The sequence below is a fragment of the Gulbenkiania mobilis genome, assembly GCA_004346645.1.
GTDB lineage: Bacteria > Pseudomonadota > Gammaproteobacteria > Burkholderiales > Chromobacteriaceae > Gulbenkiania > Gulbenkiania mobilis.
Window position 1 is genome coordinate 544,950 of record SMDA01000001.1, and the last position, 22,426, is coordinate 567,375.

Genomic DNA, 22,426 nt, shown 5'->3' on the forward strand with positions numbered 1-22,426 from the left:
CTTGCCCCACCATTGCATGGCGAAAACCCGTACCGTCTACACCTGCAGCGAATGTGGTGGCCAGACCCCGAAATGGCAGGGCCAGTGCCCCCATTGCCAGGCTTGGAACACCCTCACTGAAACCCAAGTGGTGCCGGCCGCGGCCAGTCCGCGCTTTCAGGCGTGGGCTGCACAGGCCGTGCCGGTGCAGCGACTGGCCGATGTACAGGCGCAGGAACTGCCGCGCGACCCTTCGGGTATCGACGAACTTGACCGGGTGCTGGGCGGGGGCTTGGTGCGCGGGTCTGTGGTGCTGATCGGGGGCGACCCCGGCATCGGCAAGTCCACGCTGCTCTTGCAGGCCCTGTCCACCATGGGGCTGACGCAGTCGGTGCTCTATGTCTCCGGCGAGGAGTCGCCACAGCAGATCGCCCTACGGGCTTCCCGACTGGCGGTGGACACGCGTAGCGTGAAGCTGCTGGCTGAAATCCGACTGGAGACCATCCTCTCCACGTTACGGGATGAGGCGCCGGAAGTGGCTGTCATCGACTCGATCCAGACCCTCTATACCGAGCAGGTGACATCGGCACCGGGCTCGGTGTCGCAAGTGCGCGAGTGTGCTGCCCGGCTGACGCGGATGGCCAAGCAGACGGGCACCACCATCCTGCTGGTGGGCCATGTCACCAAGGAAGGCTCCTTGGCCGGGCCCCGCGTGCTGGAGCACATGGTGGACACCGTGCTGTATTTCGAAGGCGAGGCCCACTCCAGCTATCGCATGATCCGGGCGATCAAGAACCGCTTTGGGGCCGTCAACGAGCTAGGCGTCTTTGCCATGACCGATCGGGGCCTAAAAGGGGTGTCCAACCCGTCGGCGATTTTCCTTTCTTCCTATCGTGACGATGTGCCTGGCTCGTGCGTGCTGGTCACGCAGGAGGGCACGCGGCCGCTTCTGGTGGAGATCCAGGCCCTGGTAGACGACGCCCATGGCTTCCAGCCCAAACGGCTGACACTGGGCCTGGAGCAGAACCGCCTGGGGATGTTGCTGGCCGTGCTGCACCGTCATGCCGGCATTGCCTGCTTCGACAGCGATGTGTTCCTCAATGCGGTGGGTGGGGTGAAGATCACCGAGCCTGCGGCCGACCTTGCAGTGCTGCTGGCTATCGTTTCCTCGCTCAAGAACCGCGCACTGCCTGAGAAGATGGTGGTGTTCGGAGAAGTGGGCCTTGCAGGCGAGGTACGTCCCGTTACCCGCGGGCAGGAACGCTTGAAGGAAGCCTCCAAGCTGGGCTTCCAACGCGCAATCGTGCCCACTGCTAACCGCCCCCGGCAGGCGATCGAGGGCTTCGAGGTGATCACTGTCGACACCTTGGCCGAAGCCGTTGAGTATTGCCGTTCTGTCTGATACCCACGCCAGCCCCTGTATAGAAAGCACAACGCCCCGGTTTGCGGGGCGTTGTGCTTTCCGTGGCTCAAGGGCGGCGCGGTTTGCCGGGGCAGGCATGGCGACAGTTGCCGCATTGGGTACGTTCGGACAAGCCCACGCCCGTCAGCGACTGCTTGAGGGCGCACACCGAGCGGCGGCAGGCAATGAAACGGATATTTTCGCTGGAGGCCAGCTGGCGGAAATGCTTCATCACGTTGTGACCAAGGAAGTCGGTGAACAGGATGAGCAGGTCGGTGCCGGCGGGCAGACGGTCCGGCTTGCGCTGGTGGGCGCTGTTGCGTCCGCTGACATGGCGATGGATGGAAATGCCATATGCGTTGAGTACGTCGGGGATGTTGCCGAGGGTGTCGGCGCCTACCAGCATGGCGTTCACGTTTCAGGCTCCTTGCGTAGTGTTTAGTAAATGATAATTACTATCATTTATAAAAGCAATGTACCAGAAAGGGTTTTGCCAGGTTCATCCTTGGAGCTGTGGCATAAAAGCACGCCCTGCACGCAGGGCGTCTTCCGGAAAAGGCTTTTCGAAGGAGTGTGCTCAGCGCTCCGTCACCACCCGGACGCTGAGACGGGTCACCAGCTGGCTGCCGTTCGTGCTGCCGCCCACCAAAAAGCGCTGGTTGCCGTCGCGGTCGCGGACAATGCGGCCTACCTCCAGCCAGCTATTCAGCGGCCCCTCGATGCTGGTGGCCACCGAACTCATGTCCTGTTTGCCGGAGAGATCGAGCCGGACGTGGTTACCGGTCAGGCGGGGTGTGACGTACAGCCCGCTGACCAGACGCTCGGCCGGAGTGACGCCTCGGCTCACCCCACCATTGGGCTGTCTCGTGGACCAAGGCAGCCATACCTGCCGGCTCAGCGCGATGAAGGCACTGCGACCGTCGAGCACGGTCACCGTTTGCAATCCTTGTGTGCTGCTGTTCTCGCGGTCTGCCGAGACCGACCAGCCACCGTCGTTGCCGCTGCCGCCCCAGTCGATGGTGGCCTTGCCCCCGGCGCGGCCGGTATCCTCGCGCCATTCCACCCGCAGCTGGGCCGGTCGTACGTCCAGCGTGCGGGCCAGTGCCTGCAGCTGTGCGCTGCGTGCGGGCGGGGCATCGATGATGAGCGTCTGGTCCAGCGCACTGAGCGTTTCCCCCGGCTTCAGATGCGGGCGCAACGCGGCCGCCACCTCAGCGGCCGAGCGCCATTGCACACTGAGAGTATCCAGTGCCAGCACGTTGGCCGAAGCGAGCGTCAGGCTCAGCCACAGCAGCGGGGCGATGCGTTTCATTACCACTCCTTGCCCGAGCGCCAGATCGACCAGATCAGCCACAGGCTGTTGATGAAGGCCACCATGAAGCCGAAGAAGCCAAACAGCGGCAGGCCGAAGATCTTGGGGCCGGCGTCCACGGTGATCACGATCGACGAGCCGATGATCAGGCAGCCAGTGACGATCCCCATCGTCAGCCGGTTTGCGCTCTTGTCCAGCTGCCGGCCGAAGCTGTCCAGGCGCTTGAGGTCCAGGTTGATGCGGAACTTGCCATGGCGCACCTCCTTGGCAAAGCGCATCGCATCCCGTGGCAGGTCCGCCAGGAGGTTGACCGCTTCCATCAGCGTGTGGCGTCCGCGCTTGATCAGCTGCCGCGGATGGTAGCGGCGCATGATCAGGGAGCGCACGAAGGGTGTGATGTGCTCCACCAGCTGGAATTCCGGGTTGAGCTGGCGGCCCAGTCCCTCCAGGGTGATCAGTGCCTTGAACAGCATGGCCAGGTCGGCCGGCAGCACGATACCGTGATCGCGGATCAGCATCATGATGTCGTTGATCAGCACCGTGATGTCCAGGTTTTTCAACGGCACATGCTCATACTGGAACATCAGCTCGCCGATGTCATCGGCAAAGCGGCCCTGGTCCACCGGTGTGCTGCCCGTCCAGTCGATGAGTACGTCCATCATCTTTTCCTCGTCGCGGTCTGCCAGCGCCGCCAAGAGGTCCACGATGTCGTCACGCCGGCTGTGCGACAGACGTCCCACCATGCCGAAGTCGATGAAGGCAATGCACTCGTTGGACAGGAAGAATACGTTGCCGGGGTGCGGGTCGGCATGGAAGAAGCCGTTGATCAGGATCATCTGCAACACCGCATCGGCCCCGCGGTTGGCCAGCAGCACCGGATCCAGCCCGCTTTCGGCCAACCTGTCCAGCCGTGTGGCCGGCACTCCGTCCACGAAATCCTGCACGTTGATCGCCGCATTGGTGTAGTCCCAGTAGACCTTGGGGACAGTGACGTACGGATGTCCGGCAAAGTCGACGGCAAAACGTTCCATATTCCGCGCTTCGGTGGCCAGATTGAGTTCGCGCTTGAGCGAGCGCGAGAACTGGTTAACGATCTCGCACGGCTGATAGCGGCGCGCATCGGTAAACTCCATCTCGATCATCGTGGCCAAGTAGGCGAGGATGCGCAGGTCGGCGTCCACCTTCTCAAGGATGCCTGGACGGCGCAGCTTTACCGCCACCGGTGTGCCATCCTGCAGCCGCGCCCGGTGCACCTGAGCGATGGAGGCCGAGCCGATGGGTACCGGGTCGAACGCCGAGAAAGCCGTGGTGGCTGCCTCACCCAGCGCACTGCGCAACAGTGCAGGCACCTGGTCGGCCGGGACGGGGGGCACCTCGCTCTGGAGCTTTTCGAACTCGGCGATCCATTCCAGCGGAAACATGTCCACCCGGGTGGAGAGGATCTGGCCCAGCTTGATGAAGGTAGGGCCCAGTTCCTCGAAGGCCAGCCGCACCCGTACCGGGGTGGGAAGCCCGTGATCGGTCTCGGGAAACTGGCGTGTCAGCCACTCCCCGGCTTTTTCCACCACGCGCGGCAGATGCAGCCGCTGGGCGAATTCTCCCAGCCCATGGCGGAAGAGAATGGCGGTGATCTCCTTCAGCCGGGGCAGGTCGCGCATGGCGATGAGTGTTTCTCTGAGCATGGTTTTTCCGGTTTTTGCTGGCTTTACACTCCCAGCCTCGTCCGATAGAGTGCGGCCTTATGAAATTGCAACTCCGACTCCTGGCGCTGCTGCTGGCGGGCTTTATGGTATTTGCTTATGCGGCCCCCGAGAAAGCCCGGACGGACGCGCCTGCCGCTGCGATGTCCTCCGACGATCCGATTGCCCGCTTTGGCTCCCCCAGCGAGGAGGCCGTGGGCGACCTCCTGCTGCAAGCCATGAGCCTTCTGGGTGTGGCCTACCGTTTTGGCGGTACCTCGCCCGCCAACGGACTCGACTGCAGCGGCTTCATCCAGTATGTGTTCCAGAAATCGCTGCGTGTGAAGCTGCCCCGTACGGCGGCCGAGATGGCGCGTGTGGGCCGCCCGGTGGACCGCAGCGAACTGGCGCCTGGCGACCTGGTCTTCTTCAACACCCGGGGCTTTGCCTTCTCGCATGTAGGCCTCTACGCCGGCAACGGCAAGTTCATCCATTCTCCTCGCACCGGCAAGAATATTGAAGTCACCAGCATGAACGGCAGTTACTGGGTGTCGCGTTACAACGGTGCCCGCCGCGTCTCGCGTACCTCGGGCACAGTGGTGGACGATGCGCCCGAGCGCGTGACCAGCGAGAGCCCGGCACGAAAATTGCGGGAAAGAGCAGACTCATCCGTTCGCCCGGAGCCGGCCAGCTTGCAGGAAGGCCCACGCAAGAAGGCGCGCGCCGCCGAGCCGGTACAGCGCGTGGTCGAAGACAAGCCCGCCGTTAAATGCCGCAAGGGCCGCAAGTGCGAGACCGAGGCGACAGCCGCGAAGGAAAGATCCGGCAAGACGGCTTCTGCCAAATCCTCCCGCAAGAGTGAGGCCGACGCCGCCGACAGCCGCAAGGATTCCGGCAGCCGGAAGGAACGCGCGGCCAAGGCAGGCAGTCGCGAGAAGACGTCCGCCAGCCGCGATACCACCCGCGACAAGACAGCGGCGAAGAAACCCGCAGAGCACGGTAAGCGCCGCGGCAAGGATTGAGTCGGCACCGGCGCCATGCCCAAGCGTTGTCGATGCCCGCCCCGGCGGGCATCGGCGTTTCGGACGGCGACCGGTCACAACAACCATTACGGAAACCGTATCGATGCCCCTAGAACTACCGGTCTGGCATGATGCCGACGGCAATACCGTCGCATGCGTGGAAAAAATCAAGGTGATGCGTGAGAACCTCGAAGAACTGGCGCAGATGGCTCAGGACGCCTTTGAGGACGCGCTGCTGATGGGGTGCGACGAACGACAGGTGCGCGATGTCCTCGTGTCGATGATGCAGAACCTCAAGAATCCCTACTCTTCCTGAACAGGCGGTCTCGATGCAATGGCCTTTTGAAGCGATGATCGGGCTGCGCTACCTGCGTGCCCGGCGTCGCAACGGCTTCATCTCTTTCATTTCCCTCATTTCCATCGTCGGCATCGCGCTCGGGGTGGCCGCACTGATCATCGTGCTGTCGGTGATGAACGGCTTTCAGAAGGAAATCCGCGGCCGCATCCTTGGTGTGGCCTCGCATGTGGAAATCAGCGACTACAACGGCGCCTTGACCGACTGGCGTTCGGTGTCCGCGCTGGCACGCAAGCAGGAGCATGTGCTGGGTGCAGCCCCCTTCATCAACGCCCAGGGGCTGCTTTCGGTGGCCGGCAATGTGCGGGGCGCCATGGTGCGAGGTGTGGAGCCTGCGCTGGAAAACACCGTGGTGGATGTCGGTCGCAAGATGGTGGCCGGCCAGCTGACCAATTTACGTCCCGGCGGATTCGGCATTGTGCTGGGCGCCGAGCTGGCCCATCAGCTGGGGGTGCAGATGGGTGACAAGGTCACCCTGATCACGCCGCAGGGCAACGTGACGCCGGCCGGGATGATGCCGCGTCTCAAGCAGTTCACCGTGGTGGGCATTTTCAAGATCGACATGTTCGAGTATGACGCCTCGCTGGCCATGATGGATCTGCGCGATGCACAGGTATTGTTCCGCATGGGCAGCGCGGTCTCGGGCGTACGCCTGAAGCTGGACGACACCTCGGTGGCTCCGACGGTGAAGGGCCGGCTGCGGGCGGCTCTGCCGCAGAACACCGTGTCCGACTGGACAGACATGAACGCCAGCTACTTCCGGGCGGTGCAGATCGAGAAACGCATGATGACGATCATCTTGACGCTGATCGTGGCGGTAGCCGCCTTCAACCTCGTCTCCACGCTGGTGATGGTGGTGACTGACAAGCAGGCGGACATTGCCATCCTGCGCACGCTGGGTGCGGCGCCGATGAGCATCATGAAGATCTTCATCGTGCAGGGGGCGGTGGCCGGCATCACCGGCACCCTGGCCGGTGTGGTCGGCGGGGTGCTGGTGGCTTACAACATTGACGTGATCGTGCCGGTGATCGAACAGGTGATCGGCACCAAGCTCCTGGCCAGCGACGTCTACCTGATCGACTATCTGCCCTCAGAAGTGAACTGGAGCGACGTGAGCACCATCACCGTGATTTCCCTGTTGCTATCGCTGCTGGCTACGCTCTATCCGAGCTGGCAGGCAGCGCGCACCCAGCCTGCGGAGGCGCTGCGCTATGAGTGAGACGGTTCTGGAATGCACGGGTCTTGGCAAGGTGTACGACGAGGGCGGCCTCAATGTCCAAGTGCTGCAGGGCGTGGACCTGACGGTCGCCAAGGGCGAGCGCATTGCCATCGTGGGCAGCTCGGGTTCGGGCAAGAGCACCCTCCTGCACCTTTTGGGCGGGCTGGACGTGCCGACACACGGTAGCATCCGCGTGATGGGACAGGCGCTGGAAGGTATGGACGAGGCTGCGCGCGGCGTGCTGCGCAACCGGGCGCTGGGCTTCGTTTACCAGTTCCACCATCTGCTACCCGAGTTCACTGCGCTCGAGAACGTGATGATGCCGCTGTTGATCCGTCGCCTGCCGCGCAGCGAGGCAGAGCAGGCGGCCGTGGCATTGCTGGAGAAGGTGGGTCTGGGCAAACGCATGCAGCACAAGCCGGGCGAGCTGTCCGGCGGCGAGCGCCAGCGTGCGGCGATTGCCCGGGCACTGGTTACGCGGCCCGCATGCCTGCTGGCCGACGAGCCTACCGGCAATCTGGACAGCCACAATGCCCAGGCGGTCTTCGACCTGATGCTGGACCTGAACGACCAGCTGGGTACCAGCCTGGTGATCGTGACGCATGACATGGGCCTGGCCGCGCGCGCCGGGCGCATCGTAAGGTTGGCCGAAGGCCGGCTGGTGGCTGAATAAACAGGGTCTAGGGGGACGCATGTTCTACGAACACGGCTTTACCGTCGAGATGCTGTGGGAGGCCCTGCAAACCGTGGACGGGCTGATCGAGCTGGTCCTGGGGCTGGTTTGTGGCCTGGCTGGCTGGTGGACGGCGCGTCTGGTTTACAAACGGTGGTTCTTCGGCCACCCCGAGCGTTACGACCGCTTTCTGCCCTACATCGGCTTTCGCATCGTTTTCCCCGGTGTGGGGTTTCTTCTGAGCTTCGCGGTGCTGGTCGTCTGGGCGCTGCCCCTCGGACGCGCGGCGCTGGTGCTGCCTGCCATCACCGCCATGCTGTTCTGGCTGGCTGCGATCCGGCTGGTCACCGCCGTGATCCGTCAGGCGTTTCCGCACCATCGCTATGAGCGCAGCACCGAGCATTTTCTCGCCTCGCTGCTCTGGGTGGCGTTCATCAGCTGGGCCATTGGCTTTGACGACGTGGTGCTGGATTGGTTGGACGCCATCGCGCTGCCAGTGGGCAAGACCCGGCTGAGCCTGCTGACCATCCTCAACGGCCTGGTGTGGGTGTCCATCATCATGGTGGTGGCGCTGTGGGTGAGCCGGCTCTTCGAGTCGCGGTTGATGCGCCTCAAGCACCTCGACCTTAACCTCCGCATCGTTTTTTCCAAGCTGGCGCGCACGTTGTTCATCATCGTGGCGGTGCTGGTGGCCCTGCCCATTGTCGGTATCGATCTAACGGTACTGTCGGTCTTTGGCGGGGCGCTGGGTGTGGGGCTGGGGTTCGGCCTGCAGAAGATCGCCAGCAACTATGTGTCCGGCTTCATCATCCTGCTAGACCGCTCGATCCGCATTGGCGACCGGCTGATGATCGACACGCGGGTGGGCTACGTGGAGAAAATCACCGCCCGCCATACCGTACTCAAGCTCTTGGACGGCAGCGAGGCGCTGGTGCCCAACGAAGTACTGATCGGCAATACCGTGATCAACCAGTCCTACACCGACAAGCGCATCTCCACCAGCCTGGCGCTGCAGGTGGCCTACGGTACCGACCTCGACCTGGCCTTGCGCATCCTGGTGGAGACGGCGGACAGTCCACGCATCCAGCAGGACCCGCCGCCCACCGCATTTGTCACGGCCTTTGCCGACAGCGGCATCAACCTGGAGCTGTACATGTGGGTGCTGGACCCGGAGAACGGCTTCCTCGGCCTGAAGTCGGAGATCTACCGCCGCGTGTGGAAGGCTTTCGAGGCCCAGGGCATTGAGGTACCGTACCCGCGTCGCGACATTCATCTCTTCCAGGAGGGGCCTGCCCGGCCCGCCATACCGGATAGGGAGGCGTGAGATGGGGGGGCTTTATAGACTAGCGGTCATCGATGACGACGCAGCTGTGCGCCAGGCCCTGATCTGGTTGCTGGAAGGGCAGGGCTACGCGGTTGAGGGCTTCGAGAGTGGGGAAGTCTTCTTCGAGGCACCGGCCCAGGCTGTCTTCAACGCCCTGATCGTTGATTTACGGCTCTCAGGGATGACCGGACTGATGCTGCTCGAAAGGTTGGCCGAACGCCCCTACGTACCGCCAGCAATCATGCTGACGGCGCACGGCGATGTGCCGCACGCAGTGGCTGCCTTCAAGCGCGGAGTGCTCGACTTTCTTGAGAAGCCCTTCGATGACGACCGGCTGATCCAGTTGGTGGCCGAGGCAGTGGAGCGCGACCGTCAGGCGCGCGAGCGGCATGCGCACCGCGCCCGCATCCGGCAGGGGCTGGCTCTGCTGACCGAGCGCGAACGCGAGGTGATGCAGTGGATCCTGGCCGGCCGGCTTAACAAGCAGATCGCCGAGGAACTCTCCATCAGCATGAAGACGGTGGAGGTGCATCGCGCCCGGGTGTTCGAAAAGATGAACGTGAAATCGGCGGTGGAACTGGCCGGTCTGATGGCTGGTTGGCAGACAGACGACATGGCGGGCAAACCATGAATTACAAGCAGCCCCAGTCGGTTCTGGTTGTTGTCTACACCCCTGCATTGGATGTCCTGCTGATCGAGCGGGCCGACCGTCCTGGTTTCTGGCAGTCGGTAACCGGCAGCCGCGAAGGCACGGAGCCCTTGGCCGAAACCGCTGCGCGCGAACTGGGGGAGGAAACCGGCCTGGATGCGCACGCATACGGGCTGCAGGACTGGCAGCTCACCAACCGCTATGAGATTTACCCCCACTGGCGACACCGCTATGCGCCGGGCGTCACGCACAACGACGAGCATGTGTTCGGGGTGTGCGTGCCCGCTCCTATGCCCGTCACCCTGGCGCCCGCCGAGCATCTGAATTATGTCTGGCTGCCTTGGGATATCGCGGCGAACCGGGTCTTCTCCCCCTCCAATGCCGCAGCCCTGCGCAGCCTGCCTGCCCGCGCAGCGGACGCACCGGCCACGAGGCCTGCCGCAGCTACCTGATCAGCCGCCCGTACCACTCGGTGCCGCAGTGCGGCCTCGTCGGGCCCCACCTGAAAACACGCTGCCCGCTCGGAAGGGAGCGGGCAGGGCTGTGTACGGTCAGCCGGGCAAACGGCGCACGGCTGGAATTCAGGCCATCATGATCAGCAGCAGCTCTCCGGCAAACACCAGCGGGGCACCGACGGTGAAGATACGCTTGAAGATGCGCTTGGCGCATAGGCAGGCGTCGGGGTGGCTGGCCATCTCCAGCCGCTGGAGCTGGTATTCGGCACTTGCACACATCAACGCCACCACCAGGCCAGAGGTCAGTGCCACCAGCAGGCAGTACAGGCTGTCGGTCAGAAAACCGGTCTGTTGGGCAAAGCTCAGCATGGCCAACCCTCCCTCGAATACCCAGTGATTCATCGTGTGCACATTCCGGGCGGGGGTGTCGTGGTTATCGCCTACGGAGCCGCCCCTCCTTCGGCCAACCCTGTTCCCGCAAGGGGATGCAGAGTCGATGTGTCTGGCGCGTCGTGATCCTTGCCCGGTTGTGCCGTTCGCGGATTGGGACGCTTGCAAGGGGTAGAGCAAGCGCTGTGCCCGGCCGGCGATCATGGGGCGCTTGAAACGTGAAAAGCGAGCCTTACTTGATCTTTGTCTAGCGGGCCGGGCGGGTGTCTGCCCTGACTGCGTACGCTGCGGGCACACTAGATGCAGCAAGACGGAGAGCAGACGGGCCCGGCAGCGGTGGATGCATGACATTCCTTGCGGGCCCTTGGCAAAGCTTACCGACCCTATCCCACGCAAGCGGTTGATCTCTATGGATTCTCTCCACGTTGCCACCTACAACATCCACAAGGGGATGTCGCCCTTGAACCGCCACCTGCGGGTGGAGGACATGGCCTGTGCACTGGGCGAGATGGCGCCGGATCTGCTCTTTCTGCAGGAGGTGCAGGGGCATAACCTGCGTCGGGCCGCGCGGCACACCAACTGGCCTGAATCTGCCCAGCACGACTATCTGGCCAGTCGCCTGGGCTGCAATGCGGCTTACGGGCTCAATGCCGCCTACCAGCACGGCCATCACGGCAACGCCCTGCTGTCGCGCCACCCGATCGTTGCCACCAGCAACCTCGACATTTCGGTCAACCGTTTCGAAAGCCGCGGGGTGCTCCACTGCGAGATTCATCCGGATGGCTGGCCGCGCCCGGTGGTGGCGCTGTGCATCCACCTCAACCTCTTGGCCCATGACCGGCGCAAGCAGTACGCCGCCTTGGCGCGCTATCTGCGCAACCACGTGCCCGAGGATGCACCGCTGATCCTGGCTGGCGATTTCAACGACTGGCGCGGCGAGGCTACGCTTTCCTTTATGGACCACCTGGGGCTGTCGGAGGTGTTCCGTACGCTGTACGGACAGCATGCGCTCAGTTTCCCGGCGCGCATGCCGGTGCTGCCCCTGGACCGCATTTACACCCGCGGCCTCATGCCCGTGGAGGCGCGCATCCACCGCGGCATGCCGTGGGCCAGCCTGTCGGACCATCTGCCGCTTTCGGCGCAACTGATGCTCAAGACTTGAACGTGAACGGCGCAGGAAAAACAGAAGGCCGCTGATGCGGCCTTTGTCGTGGGAGGGAAGGGTGCAACGCCTAGAAGAGGTCGTTGCAGCGCTCGGCCAGAAACCGTGCGTCGTCGCGGTCATGCGCGCGCTGCCGCACTTTCTGCTGCCGGGCTTTCTCTTCTTCCTGCAGCTGTGGTTTGGCCACGGCATACAGGAAGCTTTCATGCTGGTCTCGCGCCTGTTTGCGTCTGACGTTCAGCGGAATGCGTGGACTCATCCGGTCACCTCGCTTAAGGGATGATGAACCTGCAAGGCAGAAGCCTGTATGGAAACGTGCGCCTCTTTGAAGATTTTGTCAAAGGTCAGCCGTCGGAATGGAGCACGACTGTTGTTGCGGACGCAAAACGGAGTGTAGAAAAAAGGTGTGACAGCCTGTTGAAACCCTTGGCATATCAAGGTCGCCGGCTGGAGTGAGGTTGCCCTTGTCATGGTGCAGGGCAGCGTCCGATTGAGCGCTTTTGTTCCGACCGTTATTATCGACAGGCAAACGAAAGCGAGGACAATCCGATGGACAAGCCTTACCCGATCATCGCGCGCAAAACGATCCCCATGCGCTGGGGCGACATGGACGCAGTCGGACACCTGAACAACACCTATTATTTTCGCTATCTAGAACAGATCCGTGTCGAGTGGCTGGACGAACTGGGACACGGCATCAATCCGGAAGGCATCGGTCCGGTCCTGGCCAGCACATCCTGCACCTTCCGCAAGGAGTTGACCTATCCGGCCACCATCGAGATCACCATCGAGCTTGAACGTCTGGGACGCAGCAGCCTGACGGTGCGTCACCACTTCTACCTGCAAGGAGACCGGGAGACGGTCTATGCCAGTGCCGATGCCACCCTCGTCTGGGTGGATTACAAGGCCGGCAAGTCGGTGGCCATCCCTGACGACATCCGGCAGGCGATCGATGCCGCGATTGCCCGTAACAACCAAGAGTAAAAAACCCAAGACCGAAAAAAAGCCCGCCATGATGGCGGGCTTTTTCATGCCTCGGTCGCTCCGGCGGGGCGGGGTGTCTTGCGGCGCACCAGGTTGCGCAGCAGGAAGCGGCTGGGGTGCAGCCCGTTGAGCAGGCTGCGTGGCAGGGGGGCAGGCTCGCCTTCCACACAGGCAGCGATCACTTCTCCCGAGAGCGGAGCGGTGATGAGCCCGCGTGAGCCATGGCCAGTGTTGACATAAAGGCCGGGCACCCAGGGGGCGGGCGTTGTCAGGTGTTCGGTTGCATCCCGGGCCAGCGGTGCATACACCCGATTGAAGGCGGCCGCGTCGGCCACCGGCCCTACCAGTGGCAGGTAGTCGGGGGTGGTGCAGCGAAAGGCCGCCCGGCCACCGAGCGCCTGCATAGCCTGACGGGGCCCGCCCAAGGCGTGGAACACCGACGGGGCCAGGGTGGAGAGCATGTCCAGGTTTTCCTGGTGTTCGAACAGGTTGACCGAAGCGTCCTCGGTATTGAACTTGAAGGTCGCTCCCATGCAGTGGGTGTTATACCGTACGGGCGAAATGTAGCTGTGACCGCACAGTACGGTCTTCAGGGCGCGGCTAGCCTCTGTGGCCGGGGTGACGGTGACTTGGCCGCGAATGCGCTTGAGCGGCAGATGCCTAGTAGAGTCGAACGCGGCGGCCTCGGCAGCGCTGGCCAGGACGACTACGGCGCCCATTGCGAGAGCTGCGCGCTCGCCCTGGGCCACCCAGAGACGCTCTTCCGGGTTCCAATCCAGCTCCAGCACCGCTTCGCCACAACGGCGAGTGATGCGTGGATGGGTGGCCAGCCGTTCCACCAGGCTGGGCGGGTTGACCCAGCCGCCCTCGGGGAAAAATAGCCCACCGGAAGGCATGGGCAGACCTGCCAGCGCGCTTGCGGTGATCTGGTCAACGGTGTGCAGTAGAGTGTCCGGCAGGCCGGCGGATGCCAGCTTCTGCTGACGGGCCGCTTCCTCTTCGTCGTAGGCGAGCTGGAGGACGCCACAGGGTGCCCAGGTGGCTTCGCTGGCAGGGTGGCGGGCCTGCAGGGTGCGCAAGGTATAGCCGTAGCCTGCCAGGATCAGCCGGGTCAGCGGTGGGAAATGGGCTGAAAGCTTGGCGTATAGCACCCCTTGCGGGTTGCCGGAGGCTTCCTGTGCCAGCTGCGGATGGCGTTCGACCAAGGTGACCCGCCATCCCCGTTCAGCCAGGCTGAAGGCAGTGGAAGCGCCGGCAATGCCGCCCCCGATAACGATGGCGCTGCGTTCCACCGGCGGCGTCGGGCAGGCATACCACGGTGCTTGCCAACCCTGCTGCGGCGGGCGCTCCAGTTCGCCGATGCTCATTTCGCGCTTGTGCCCGTGGCCGGGTACCTTGCGTACCGCGAAGCCGGCTTCGGCCAACCCCCGCCGTACCGCACCGGCACTGGTGAAGGTGGCGAAGGTGCCGTGCGGTGCGCAGAGACGTGCCACTTGAGCGAACAGAGCCGGTTGCCACATGTCCGGATTGCGCGCGGGGGCAAAGCCGTCGAGGAACCAGGCGTCCACTTGCGCATCCAGCTCGGGCAAGGTCTCGAGTACATCTCCCACCAGCAGGGTGAGCGTCACCCGGCCCTCCTCGAAGAGAAAACGGTGCCAGCCTGATGGCAGTGATCCGTACTGCGTGAGCAGTGCGTCCCGCTCGCGTTCCAGCTCCGGCCACAGGGCCAAGGCGCGCGCCATGTCCTCTCTACGGAGCGGGAACTTCTCGGTACTGACGAAGGACAGCCGGCTGTCGGCCGGGGCATGGGCGAGAAAACAGGCCCAGGCTGCCAAGAAATTCAGCCCGGTACCAAAACCGGTCTCCGCGATGGTGAAACGCGCGCCAGCGGGCAGGGCCGCGAAGCGTTCAGGCAGGCGGTTGCCTGCGAGGAACACATGCCGCGTTTCCTCCAGTCCGCTCTCACGGGAAAAATAGACGTCGCCGAAGGCCGGCGATACTGGCTGGCCATCCTGCCAGTCGAGGGATGCATGTGAAGTCATGAGGGCGATCCGCGCAGTCAGGAGGGTAGGGCCTCGGCGGCCGTGCGCAGCACAGCGGGCGCCAGGCTGGAAAGCGCCACCTTGGGCGAGTGCGCAAGACGGGGATAGTGGCGGCTCATCGAGCGGTGGTAGAGAGGGTCGTAATGCTGGACCAGCAACTCCTCCACCAGCGTACCGAACTGGCCTTGGCGAGCCAGGCTTTCCCACGCCGCCAACTGCTCGCGCGAATGCACCGTCTTCAGGAAACCCAGCTGTCGCACCAGCGCATCCGGGTCGTGCAGGTAGAAAGCGTAATCCTCCTGCAGGAAGCGCACCCTTTCGGCCAACGGCACCTCCACTAACAGGCACTCGCTGGAATGCATCGCCTCGAAGAGTGCGTCAGGCAAAGTGATAAATCCGATCTTCTTGCTTTCGGACTCCACGAAGACCGGACGCGCCGGGTCCAGCGCGCGCAGCCGGGTCAGCAATAGCGAATCGAACATTTTCTGCGTAGGCTGGGGCGTATCCGGCAGCCGACCCAGCACGGAGCCACGGTGGCAGGCCAGCCCTTCCAGATCAATGACCTGATGGCCTGCCTCAGCGAGCGCATGCAGGAAGCGGCTCTTGCCCGAACCGGTCGGTCCGCAGATCACACGGTAATGGAAACGGCCGGGCAGGGCCCCCAACTGCTCGAGCACCTCGCGGCGGTAGGATTTGTAGCCGCCTTCGAGTTGGTGCACCGGCCAGCCCACCTGCGCCATGACCAATGCCGTGGCCCCCGAGCGCTGCCCGCCGCGCCAGCAGTAGACCAGCGGCCGCCAGGACTTCGGCCGGTCGGCAAAGCGCGTCTCGAGGTGGTGGGCGATGTTGCGGGCCACCAATGCCGCGCCCACCTTGCGCGCCTCGAAAGGCGAGACCTGCTTGTAGAGCGTGCCGACATGGCGCCGCTCGGCGTCGGTGAGGACCGGACAGTTGATAGCGCCAGGAATGTGATCCTCGGCAAACTCCGACGGCGAGCGCACGTCGATGATCTCGTCAAAAGTGCCCAGCTGTGATACGTTCGCGACCTTGAAAAGCATAGGAAAACCGGGGGGAGCCATGGCTCGAGTCAGATTGACGCAATTGTCTCACGGCGGCGGCTGCGGCTGCAAAATCGCACCGGCCGTCCTGGAATCCATTCTGTCCGGTGCCCGCGAGAAGATGGTCTTTCCGGACCTGCTCGTCGGCAGCGAGACCAGCGACGATGCGGCCGTCTATCGGCTCAACGACCAGCAGGCGCTGGTGGCCACCACCGACTTCTTCATGCCGATCGTGGACGATGCGCGCGACTTCGGCCGCATCGCCGCCACCAATGCCATCTCGGACATTTACGCCATGGGGGGCAAGCCGATCATGGCGCTGGCCATTGTGGGCATGCCGGTCAATAGCCTGCCCTTGGAAGAGATCCGCGAGATACTGCAAGGTGGCGAATCCGTCTGCACCGAGGCTGGCATTCCGATCGCCGGCGGGCACTCCATCGATGCCCCAGAGCCCATCTACGGCCTGGTGGCCCTCGGGTTGGTGCATCCTGACCACATCAAGCGCAACTGCGATGCCCGGGCTGGTGATGTACTGGTACTGGGCAAGGGGCTGGGCGTGGGCGTGCTGGCGCAGGCCATGAAGAAGGGGCTGCTCGACGAGGCCGGCTATGCCGCACTGATTGCCTCCACCACCCAGCTCAACAGCGTTGGCAGCGTGCTGGCCCCGCTGCCGGAGGTGCATGCGCTGACCGATGTCACCGGTTTCGGGCTGTTGGGTCATCTGCTGGAAATCTGCCGTGGTTCTGGTCTCACCGCCCATCTCGACATGGAACGTGTTCCGGTGTTGCACGAAGCCCGACCCTATGCCGAGCAGGGGATCGGTCCGGGTGCCATCGATCGCAATCTGGCCAGTTTCGGCCACGCGGTGCATTTTGCCGACGCGGTGCCAGGCTGGCAGCGCCGCATCCTGGCCGATGCCCAGACAAGCGGCGGCCTCTTGGTGGCAGTGGCGCCCGAGGCGGCCGAGCAGGTGGTGAGCCTCTTCCGGGAAGCGGGCTTTGGCTATGCGGCCGCGATCGGCCGCCTGACCGAAGGCGAGCCCGTCATTCACGTGGGTTGAGTCCCATGTCTTCGGCGGCCGAGCCTGCTGTCATGCCCTGCCGTATCCCTGCGGCGCGACCGTTGGCCGAACTGGTCAGTCGGGCGCCGCAATGCGTGTTTCTACCGTCTGCCTGCCCCGAGGGCATCTTCCTTCCGCTTTATGCCTCGCGCGTGCCGGCCGGCTTCCCGTCCCCGGCCGACGACCATCTCGAAGCGCCCCTCAATCTCAACGACTATCTCGTCCGTCGTCCGGAAACCACCTTCTTCGTGCGTGTGGCCGGCGAATCGATGACCGGCGCCGGCATTCTGGATGGCGACCTTCTGGTGGTGGATCGCTTCCTCGAGCCGGCAGACCGCGACATCGTGATCGCCGTGGTGGCCTCAGAGCTCACGGTGAAGCGGCTCTGCCTCGAGTCCGGCCGCTACTGGCTGCGTCCGGAAAACCCCGCCTTTTCCGCCATCCCCGTCCATGCCGAGGCCGGCATCGAGATCTGGGGTGTTGTGACCGCTGTGGTGCGCCCATTGGAGCGTGGCCGCAAATCCCGCGTCCGGTAAATTTCTTGCGTTGCGTGCGCGGCCTCGGGTTATGCTATGCCCCAGAGGCCATTGGCCTCTAAAAATTAAAAGCGAGCGCCCAAAAGCGCGCAAACGCTTAAAAGAGTCCGACCACAACACGGACCCAAACGGACAAAGGAAGAGGTAACCCAGATGAAGACGGCAATGCGCATCGGCACCCGGCTGGTTCTGACGCAGATCGTTCTGATGACCGTGGTGGTGGCGGCTTTCGTCATCCCGCTGTACACGCTGACCGAAAGAATGATGCTGGAGCGCTCGCAGAACGTGCAGGCCCAACTTGTCGGTCAGTCGATCAACATGATCGGCGGCTTCGACGATGCCCTGAAGCTGGCCGCGCGCCAGTTCCACAAGGTGCTGCTGGGCGAGATGGACGGCAACTTCAGCCTGGATGCCACGCAGAAGATCGCTGTGGCCGGAACGCCCGCGCCAGTACTACACCTAGGCACCCAGCCGATGAACGGCCGCAACGACGAAGTGGACAGGTTTTCGGCCAAGTCCGGCAACGTGGCCACCCTGTTTGTGCGTGACGGCGACGATTTCATCTGCATTGCCACCTCCGTGCTCAAGGAAGACGGCAGTCGCGCGCTTGGCAGTAAACTCGACCGCAGCAACCCCGCCTACGCCCGCCTGATCGCCGGTGAGGATTACCTTGGCCGCGCAGAGCTCTTCGGGCGCGACTACATCACCCATTACAGCCCGATCCGCGACGTCTCCGGCAAGCTGGTCGGCGCAAGTTTCGTTGGACTCAACGCCACCGAGGGCATCGCCGGCCTGCTGATTCGTCTGGGCAAGGTCAAGATCGGCGAAAGCGGGCACATTGCGATCATCGACGTCAATAAAGACAGCAAGGCCTACGGCACCTACGTGCTCCATCCGAAGCTCAACGGCAAACCTTCCAGCCAGCGGGTGGACGTGGATGGCAATGCCTACCTGCAGCATGCCATCGAAGCGGTGGAAGGCCGCACCATCGTGCGCGAGCGTGACGATACCGGCGTGAAGGCCCATATGCTCGCCTACGCCACTTACAAGCCTTGGGGCTGGCTGATTGTCAGCGACGAGCTCAAGACCGAGATGGAGCGCGAGAACCACGTCATGCTCCAGTGGATCGTCGGTGGTTGCGTGCTGCTGGTGCTGGTGCTGGCCCTGGCGCTGTGGTGGTTCACCCGTGTCTTGGTCGCCCGGCCAGTCAGTCGGCTCGTGCGCGCGATGGGCGCCATCCGCGACAGTCGTGACCTGACGCTGCGGGTAGACATCCATCGGCGTGATGAGGTGGGCGAAGTGGCCGATGCGATGAACAGCCTGCTCGAGAGCTTCCAGCAGGCCCTCAACCGCACCAGCGGGCATGCCGTGGACCTGGACCATGCGGCACGCGAACTGGCGCAGAAGGCGGCCACGGCCGCGGAATGCTCCGGCGCGCAGCAGACCAGCGCACAGGACATGTCTACCCATGCGGCCGAGCTGTTGAGCGGCATGCAGGAAATCACTCGCGTCACGCAGGAAGCGAGCGCTGCAGCACGGGCTTCCAGCGATGCTGCCCACAGCGGCAGCCAGAGCCTGGTGGCTGCGGTGGACGAGGTCAACCGCATCTCTACCACCCTGGGCGCCGCCACCGACAGTCTGCGTACGCTGGAGAGCAGTGCCACCCAGATCACCAGCATCGTCAACGTGATCCACGACATTGCCGATCAAACCAACCTGCTTGCGCTCAACGCGGCGATCGAGGCCGCCCGGGCGGGAGAGATGGGCCGCGGGTTCGCGGTGGTGGCCGACGAGGTACGCAAGTTGGCCGAGCGCACCAGTGTCTCCACCCAGGAGATCGGCCACATGATCGGCCAGATGCAGAATGCTACCCAGATGGCGGTGCAGGCGATGCGCGAATCAGTGGCCAAGGCCGCCGAGGGGGCGGCGATCACTGCGGATGCCCGGCAGGCGATCGATTCCATCGTGGAAGATTCACGCCAGGCGCTGGAGGTGGTGGAGGCCATCAACCGGCAAATGGAATTGCAGCGCCGCATCGTCGAGGGCATGGCTGGCGAGGTGGAGAACGTGGCAAGGTTGGCCGAAACCAGCAACAACGCCGCCCAGACTTCCGCCGAGACGGCCCAGCACATGGCAGGTCTCGCAGACGCGTTGCGCGACGAGGTCGGCGTCTTTCGTACCTGATGCCTTTGCCGACGTCGTCCGTTTGTTTACCAGGCCCCGCATCGCGGGGCTTTTTACTGTGGAAGCGGCGCTTGGCCGACAATGCACAAACGGCTCTTGAAAAGAGTTATTCCTTACCCAAAATAGGGGAAAAGGCTTTTAATTCAGGAGAGTGTCATATATGCGCTTTGACAAACTGACGACCAAATTTCAACAGGCCTTGGGCGATGCCCAAAGCCTGGCCTTGAGCAGCGATAACCCTTACATCGAGCCACAGCACCTGCTCCTTGCCATGCTGGAAGACAGCGAATCCGGCGTGGGCGGGCTGATGGCCCGGGCGGGCATCAATGCTGCCGCTCTGAAGGCGGCCCTGCGCGGCGCGGTGGATCGCCTGCCGAAAGTGCAGGGTACCGGCGGCGAGATCACCGTCTCGCGCGAGCTGGGCAACTTGCTCAACCTGGCTGACAAGGCGGCCGGTAAGCGTGGCGACGAGTTCATCGCCAGCGAAATGTTCCTGCTGGCGCTGCTGGAGGACAAAGGTGAGACCGGCCGGCTCTTCAAACAGCATGGCGCGCAGGCAGCCGCACTGAGCGCTGCGATCGACGCGGTGCGGGGCGGACAGCCCGTCGGCAGCCAGGATGCCGAGAGTCAGCGTGAGGCCCTGAAGAAATACACTCTCGACCTGACCGAGCGTGCACGCTCCGGCAAGCTGGACCCGGTGATCGGCCGCGATGACGAGATCCGGCGCGCCATCCAGGTACTGCAGCGCCGCACCAAAAATAACCCTGTGCTGATCGGCGAGCCAGGTGTGGGCAAGACCGCCATCGTCGAAGGGCTGGCGCAGCGCATCGTCAACGGCGAGGTGCCGGAGAGCCTGAAGCACAAGAAGCTGCTGGTGCTCGACATGGCGGCACTGATTGCCGGTGCAAAGTTCCGCGGCGAGTTCGAGGAGCGTCTCAAAGCGGTGCTCAACGATCTGTCCAAGGACGAAGGCAACACCATTGTCTTCATCGACGAGATCCATACCCTGGTGGGGGCGGGCAAGGCCGAAGGCGCGATGGACGCTGGCAACATGCTTAAGCCGGCGCTGGCGCGTGGCGAGTTGCACTGCATCGGTGCCACCACCCTCGACGAATACCGCAAGTACATTGAGAAGGACGCCGCCCTGGAGCGCCGCTTCCAGAAGGTGCTGGTGGAGGAACCATCGGTGGAGGACACCATCGCCATCCTGCGCGGCCTGCAGGAGAAGTACGAGATCCATCATGGCGTGGACATCACCGACCCGGCGATTGTGGCCGCGGCCGAGCTGTCGCACCGGTACATCACCGATCGCTTTTTGCCCGACAAGGCCATCGACCTGATCGATGAAGCGGCAAGCCGCATCAAAATGGAGCTGGACTCCAAGCCCGAGGAAATGGACCGTCTGGACCGGCGCCTGATCCAGCTGAAGATCGAGCGCGAAGCGGTGAAAAAGGAAACCGACGAGGCCTCGCAAAAGCGTCTGCAGCTGATCGAAGAGGAAATTACCCGCCTGACCAAGGCCTACTCCGATCTGGAGGAGATCTGGAAGGCGGAAAAGGCCTCCGCCCAAGGGTCGCAGTCGATCAAGGAAGAGATCGACCGGCTGAAGGTGGAAATGGAGGAGCTCAAGCGCAAGGGCGACTGGCAGAAGCTGGCTGAGCTGCAGTACGGACGTCTGCCGCAGCTCGAGTCGCAGCTCAAGGCCGCCGAGGCTGCTGGTCCGGAGGAGAAAAAGCCGCACCGTCTGCTGCGCACCGAGGTGGGCTCCGAGGAGATTGCCGAAGTGGTGTCGCGTATGACCGGCATTCCGGTATCCAAGATGCTCGAAGGCGAACGCGACAAGCTGCTGCGCATGGAGGAGGTGCTGCACGCACGAGTGGTGGGGCAGGACGAGGCCGTCCGTGCCGTGTCCGATGCCATCCGTCGCTCCCGCTCGGGACTGGCCGACCCTAACCGCCCTTACGGCAGCTTCCTGTTCCTCGGACCCACCGGCGTGGGTAAGACCGAGCTGTGCAAGGCCCTGGCCAGTTTCCTGTTCGACAGTGAGGACCATCTGATCCGCATCGACATGTCGGAGTACATGGAGAAACACTCGGTGGCCCGACTGATCGGTGCCCCCCCGGGGTACGTGGGCTACGAGGAGGGCGGCTACCTGACCGAGCAGGTGCGCCGCAAGCCGTACAGTGTGATCCTGCTCGACGAAGTGGAGAAAGCACATCCGGACGTGTTCAACATCCTGTTGCAGGTGCTGGATGATGGCCGGTTGACAGACGGACAGGGCCGTACCGTGGACTTCAAAAACACCGTGGTGGTGATGACCTCGAACATCGGTAGCCAGCAGATCCAGACCATGGCCACCGACGACTACCAAGTGATCAAGCTGGCAGTCATGGCCGAGGTGAAGACCCATTTCCGCCCCGAGTTCGTCAACCGCATCGACGAGGTGGTGGTGTTCCACGGGCTGGGCGAGAAGCACATCCAGTCGATCGCTCGCATCCAGCTCAAGGGTTTGGAGCAGCGTCTGGCCAAGCTGGACCTCAGCCTGCAGGTGACCGACGATGCGCTGGCCGTGTTGTCCGAGGCCGGGTTTGATCCGGTCTACGGTGCCCGTCCGCTCAAGCGTGCCATCCAGAGCGAGATCGAGAATCCCTTGGCCAAGGCCATCCTGGCTGGTAAGTATCCACCCAAGTCCACCGTGTTGGTGGAAAGCCGTAACGGGCAGATCGTGTTCGACTAAGGCTTCTCACGTTCTGGAAAGGTTGGCCGAAACTTCGGCCAACCTTTTTTTATTTGCGCTTCCGCAGTGATTCGTCAAGCGTGCGACGTCCCCCCAATCTCAGTAGCATTACGCTTTAGAGTCCAAGGCTAATTTACCTGATTTCTCCGCCAGTAATTTGGCGTAGGCCGCTGGCGTCAAACCACCCAGGGCTTTCTTGGGTCT

21 protein-coding genes are annotated in these 22,426 nt (G+C 63.4%); 14 read left to right on the forward strand and 7 right to left on the reverse strand.

All coding sequences use genetic code 11. The annotated features are described in order from the left end of the window. Positions 1-16: 16 nt before the first annotated feature. A complete protein-coding gene (gene radA, locus EV669_RS02670; RefSeq protein WP_055433601.1) occupies positions 17-1,381 on the forward strand; it encodes a DNA repair protein RadA in 1,365 nt (454 codons plus the stop codon). 67 nt (positions 1,382-1,448) lie between these two features. Here radA and EV669_RS02675 read toward each other — a convergent pair whose 3' ends face one another. The 3 genes from EV669_RS02675 to EV669_RS02685 form a co-directional block, all read right to left on the reverse strand. Then, the gene (locus EV669_RS02675) at positions 1,449-1,787 is read right to left on the reverse strand and encodes a DUF2325 domain-containing protein (RefSeq protein ID WP_404810831.1); all 339 of its coding nucleotides are present in this window, start codon (positions 1,785-1,787) and stop codon (positions 1,449-1,451) included. Positions 1,788-1,958: 171 nt separating this feature from the next. Further along, the gene (locus EV669_RS02680; protein ID WP_132097812.1) at positions 1,959-2,693 is read right to left on the reverse strand and encodes a hypothetical protein; all 735 of its coding nucleotides are present in this window, start codon (positions 2,691-2,693) and stop codon (positions 1,959-1,961) included. Beyond that, positions 2,693-4,375 (reverse strand): ABC1 kinase family protein, encoded by a 1,683-nt coding sequence (locus EV669_RS02685; protein ID WP_132097813.1) that lies wholly within the window; start codon positions 4,373-4,375, stop codon positions 2,693-2,695. Before EV669_RS02685 ends, EV669_RS02680 begins: the two co-directional genes overlap by 1 nt. A 59-nt stretch (positions 4,376-4,434) precedes the next feature. Here EV669_RS02685 and EV669_RS02690 point away from each other — a divergent pair, with 59 nt between their 5' ends. The 7 genes from EV669_RS02690 to nudB all read left to right on the forward strand — a co-directional run bounded on the left by EV669_RS02690 (position 4,435) and on the right by nudB (position 10,066). Continuing rightward, positions 4,435-5,394, forward strand: a complete 960-nt coding sequence (locus EV669_RS02690) for a C40 family peptidase (RefSeq protein WP_132097814.1) — start codon at positions 4,435-4,437, stop codon at positions 5,392-5,394. Positions 5,395-5,497: 103 nt separating this feature from the next. Then, on the forward strand, positions 5,498-5,710 hold the full coding sequence (locus EV669_RS02695; RefSeq protein ID WP_054287090.1) for a hypothetical protein: 213 nt from the start codon (positions 5,498-5,500) through the stop codon (positions 5,708-5,710). 13 nt (positions 5,711-5,723) lie between these two features. Then, positions 5,724-6,968, forward strand: coding sequence for a lipoprotein-releasing ABC transporter permease subunit (locus EV669_RS02700; protein ID WP_132097815.1), 1,245 nt, complete (start codon positions 5,724-5,726; stop codon positions 6,966-6,968). Continuing rightward, the gene (lolD, locus tag EV669_RS02705) at positions 6,961-7,641 is read left to right on the forward strand and encodes a lipoprotein-releasing ABC transporter ATP-binding protein LolD (RefSeq protein WP_055433605.1); all 681 of its coding nucleotides are present in this window, start codon (positions 6,961-6,963) and stop codon (positions 7,639-7,641) included. The genes EV669_RS02700 and lolD overlap by 8 nt, the downstream gene beginning before the upstream one ends. Before the next feature lie 19 nt (positions 7,642-7,660). Beyond that, positions 7,661-8,965, forward strand: coding sequence for a mechanosensitive ion channel family protein (locus tag EV669_RS02710; protein WP_132097816.1), 1,305 nt, complete (start codon positions 7,661-7,663; stop codon positions 8,963-8,965). A 1-nt stretch (position 8,966) separates the two neighbouring features. After that, positions 8,967-9,596: a response regulator transcription factor gene (locus EV669_RS02715; protein ID WP_055433607.1), complete on the forward strand. Its 630-nt coding sequence runs from the start codon at positions 8,967-8,969 to the stop codon at positions 9,594-9,596. Next, positions 9,593-10,066, forward strand: coding sequence for a dihydroneopterin triphosphate diphosphatase (gene nudB / locus EV669_RS02720; protein WP_055433608.1), 474 nt, complete (start codon positions 9,593-9,595; stop codon positions 10,064-10,066). The genes EV669_RS02715 and nudB overlap by 4 nt, the downstream gene beginning before the upstream one ends. Positions 10,067-10,195: 129 nt before the next feature. Here the strand turns inward: nudB and EV669_RS02725 are convergent, their stop codons facing one another. Then, positions 10,196-10,471, reverse strand: a complete 276-nt coding sequence (locus EV669_RS02725) for a hypothetical protein (protein WP_132097817.1) — start codon at positions 10,469-10,471, stop codon at positions 10,196-10,198. A gap of 397 nt (positions 10,472-10,868) precedes the next feature. On the opposite strand from EV669_RS02725, the gene EV669_RS02730 reads away from it, so the two are divergent. Further along, positions 10,869-11,621 (forward strand): endonuclease/exonuclease/phosphatase family protein, encoded by a 753-nt coding sequence (locus tag EV669_RS02730; RefSeq protein ID WP_054287083.1) that lies wholly within the window; start codon positions 10,869-10,871, stop codon positions 11,619-11,621. A 70-nt stretch (positions 11,622-11,691) separates the two neighbouring features. Here the strand turns inward: EV669_RS02730 and EV669_RS02735 are convergent, their stop codons facing one another. Then, positions 11,692-11,880: a hypothetical protein gene (locus EV669_RS02735; RefSeq protein ID WP_132097818.1), complete on the reverse strand. Its 189-nt coding sequence runs from the start codon at positions 11,878-11,880 to the stop codon at positions 11,692-11,694. Positions 11,881-12,170: 290 nt separating this feature from the next. Between EV669_RS02735 and EV669_RS02740 the strand changes: the two genes are divergently transcribed. After that, positions 12,171-12,605 (forward strand): acyl-CoA thioesterase, encoded by a 435-nt coding sequence (locus EV669_RS02740; protein ID WP_054287081.1) that lies wholly within the window; start codon positions 12,171-12,173, stop codon positions 12,603-12,605. 44 nt (positions 12,606-12,649) lie between these two features. Here the strand turns inward: EV669_RS02740 and mnmC are convergent, their stop codons facing one another. Both mnmC and mnmH read right to left on the reverse strand, forming a co-directional pair. Next, the gene (gene mnmC, locus EV669_RS02745; protein ID WP_132097819.1) at positions 12,650-14,647 is read right to left on the reverse strand and encodes a bifunctional tRNA (5-methylaminomethyl-2-thiouridine)(34)-methyltransferase MnmD/FAD-dependent 5-carboxymethylaminomethyl-2-thiouridine(34) oxidoreductase MnmC; all 1,998 of its coding nucleotides are present in this window, start codon (positions 14,645-14,647) and stop codon (positions 12,650-12,652) included. A 17-nt stretch (positions 14,648-14,664) separates the two neighbouring features. Then, positions 14,665-15,705, reverse strand: a complete 1,041-nt coding sequence (gene mnmH / locus EV669_RS02750; RefSeq protein ID WP_132097820.1) for a tRNA 2-selenouridine(34) synthase MnmH — start codon at positions 15,703-15,705, stop codon at positions 14,665-14,667. A 19-nt stretch (positions 15,706-15,724) separates the two neighbouring features. Here mnmH and selD point away from each other — a divergent pair, with 19 nt between their 5' ends. The 4 genes from selD (at position 15,725) to clpB (ending at position 22,222) form a co-directional block, all read left to right on the forward strand. Continuing rightward, positions 15,725-16,765 (forward strand): selenide, water dikinase SelD, encoded by a 1,041-nt coding sequence (selD, locus tag EV669_RS02755; protein ID WP_054287078.1) that lies wholly within the window; start codon positions 15,725-15,727, stop codon positions 16,763-16,765. 32 nt (positions 16,766-16,797) lie between these two features. Then, positions 16,798-17,301, forward strand: coding sequence for a LexA family protein (locus EV669_RS02760; RefSeq protein ID WP_082446394.1), 504 nt, complete (start codon positions 16,798-16,800; stop codon positions 17,299-17,301). 153 nt (positions 17,302-17,454) lie between these two features. Further along, positions 17,455-19,485: a methyl-accepting chemotaxis protein gene (locus tag EV669_RS02765; protein WP_132097821.1), complete on the forward strand. Its 2,031-nt coding sequence runs from the start codon at positions 17,455-17,457 to the stop codon at positions 19,483-19,485. Between the two features lie 160 nt (positions 19,486-19,645). Next, entirely contained in the window at positions 19,646-22,222 is a 2,577-nt protein-coding gene (gene clpB, locus EV669_RS02770) for an ATP-dependent chaperone ClpB (RefSeq protein ID WP_132097822.1), read from the forward strand. The last annotated feature ends 204 nt before the right edge of the window (positions 22,223-22,426 follow it).

Excerpts from the sequence above, each read along its gene's own strand:
- radA (WP_055433601.1), top strand. The coding sequence starts at position 17 with ATGGCGAAAACCCGTACCGTCTACACCTGCAGCGAATGTGGTGGCCAG.
- EV669_RS02675 (WP_404810831.1), bottom strand. The coding sequence starts at position 1,787 with ATGCTGGTAGGCGCCGACACCCTCGGCAACATCCCCGACGTACTCAAC.
- EV669_RS02680 (WP_132097812.1), bottom strand. The coding sequence starts at position 2,693 with ATGAAACGCATCGCCCCGCTGCTGTGGCTGAGCCTGACGCTCGCTTCG.
- EV669_RS02685 (WP_132097813.1), bottom strand. The coding sequence starts at position 4,375 with ATGCTCAGAGAAACACTCATCGCCATGCGCGACCTGCCCCGGCTGAAG.
- EV669_RS02690 (WP_132097814.1), top strand. The coding sequence starts at position 4,435 with ATGAAATTGCAACTCCGACTCCTGGCGCTGCTGCTGGCGGGCTTTATG.
- EV669_RS02695 (WP_054287090.1), top strand. The coding sequence starts at position 5,498 with ATGCCCCTAGAACTACCGGTCTGGCATGATGCCGACGGCAATACCGTC.
- EV669_RS02700 (WP_132097815.1), top strand. The coding sequence starts at position 5,724 with ATGCAATGGCCTTTTGAAGCGATGATCGGGCTGCGCTACCTGCGTGCC.
- lolD (WP_055433605.1), top strand. The coding sequence starts at position 6,961 with ATGAGTGAGACGGTTCTGGAATGCACGGGTCTTGGCAAGGTGTACGAC.
- EV669_RS02710 (WP_132097816.1), top strand. The coding sequence starts at position 7,661 with ATGTTCTACGAACACGGCTTTACCGTCGAGATGCTGTGGGAGGCCCTG.
- EV669_RS02715 (WP_055433607.1), top strand. The coding sequence starts at position 8,967 with ATGGGGGGGCTTTATAGACTAGCGGTCATCGATGACGACGCAGCTGTG.
- nudB (WP_055433608.1), top strand. The coding sequence starts at position 9,593 with ATGAATTACAAGCAGCCCCAGTCGGTTCTGGTTGTTGTCTACACCCCT.
- EV669_RS02725 (WP_132097817.1), bottom strand. The coding sequence starts at position 10,471 with ATGAATCACTGGGTATTCGAGGGAGGGTTGGCCATGCTGAGCTTTGCC.
- EV669_RS02730 (WP_054287083.1), top strand. The coding sequence starts at position 10,869 with ATGGATTCTCTCCACGTTGCCACCTACAACATCCACAAGGGGATGTCG.
- EV669_RS02735 (WP_132097818.1), bottom strand. The coding sequence starts at position 11,880 with ATGAGTCCACGCATTCCGCTGAACGTCAGACGCAAACAGGCGCGAGAC.
- EV669_RS02740 (WP_054287081.1), top strand. The coding sequence starts at position 12,171 with ATGGACAAGCCTTACCCGATCATCGCGCGCAAAACGATCCCCATGCGC.
- mnmC (WP_132097819.1), bottom strand. The coding sequence starts at position 14,647 with ATGACTTCACATGCATCCCTCGACTGGCAGGATGGCCAGCCAGTATCG.
- mnmH (WP_132097820.1), bottom strand. The coding sequence starts at position 15,705 with ATGCTTTTCAAGGTCGCGAACGTATCACAGCTGGGCACTTTTGACGAG.
- selD (WP_054287078.1), top strand. The coding sequence starts at position 15,725 with ATGGCTCGAGTCAGATTGACGCAATTGTCTCACGGCGGCGGCTGCGGC.
- EV669_RS02760 (WP_082446394.1), top strand. The coding sequence starts at position 16,798 with ATGCCCTGCCGTATCCCTGCGGCGCGACCGTTGGCCGAACTGGTCAGT.
- EV669_RS02765 (WP_132097821.1), top strand. The coding sequence starts at position 17,455 with ATGAAGACGGCAATGCGCATCGGCACCCGGCTGGTTCTGACGCAGATC.
- clpB (WP_132097822.1), top strand. The coding sequence starts at position 19,646 with ATGCGCTTTGACAAACTGACGACCAAATTTCAACAGGCCTTGGGCGAT.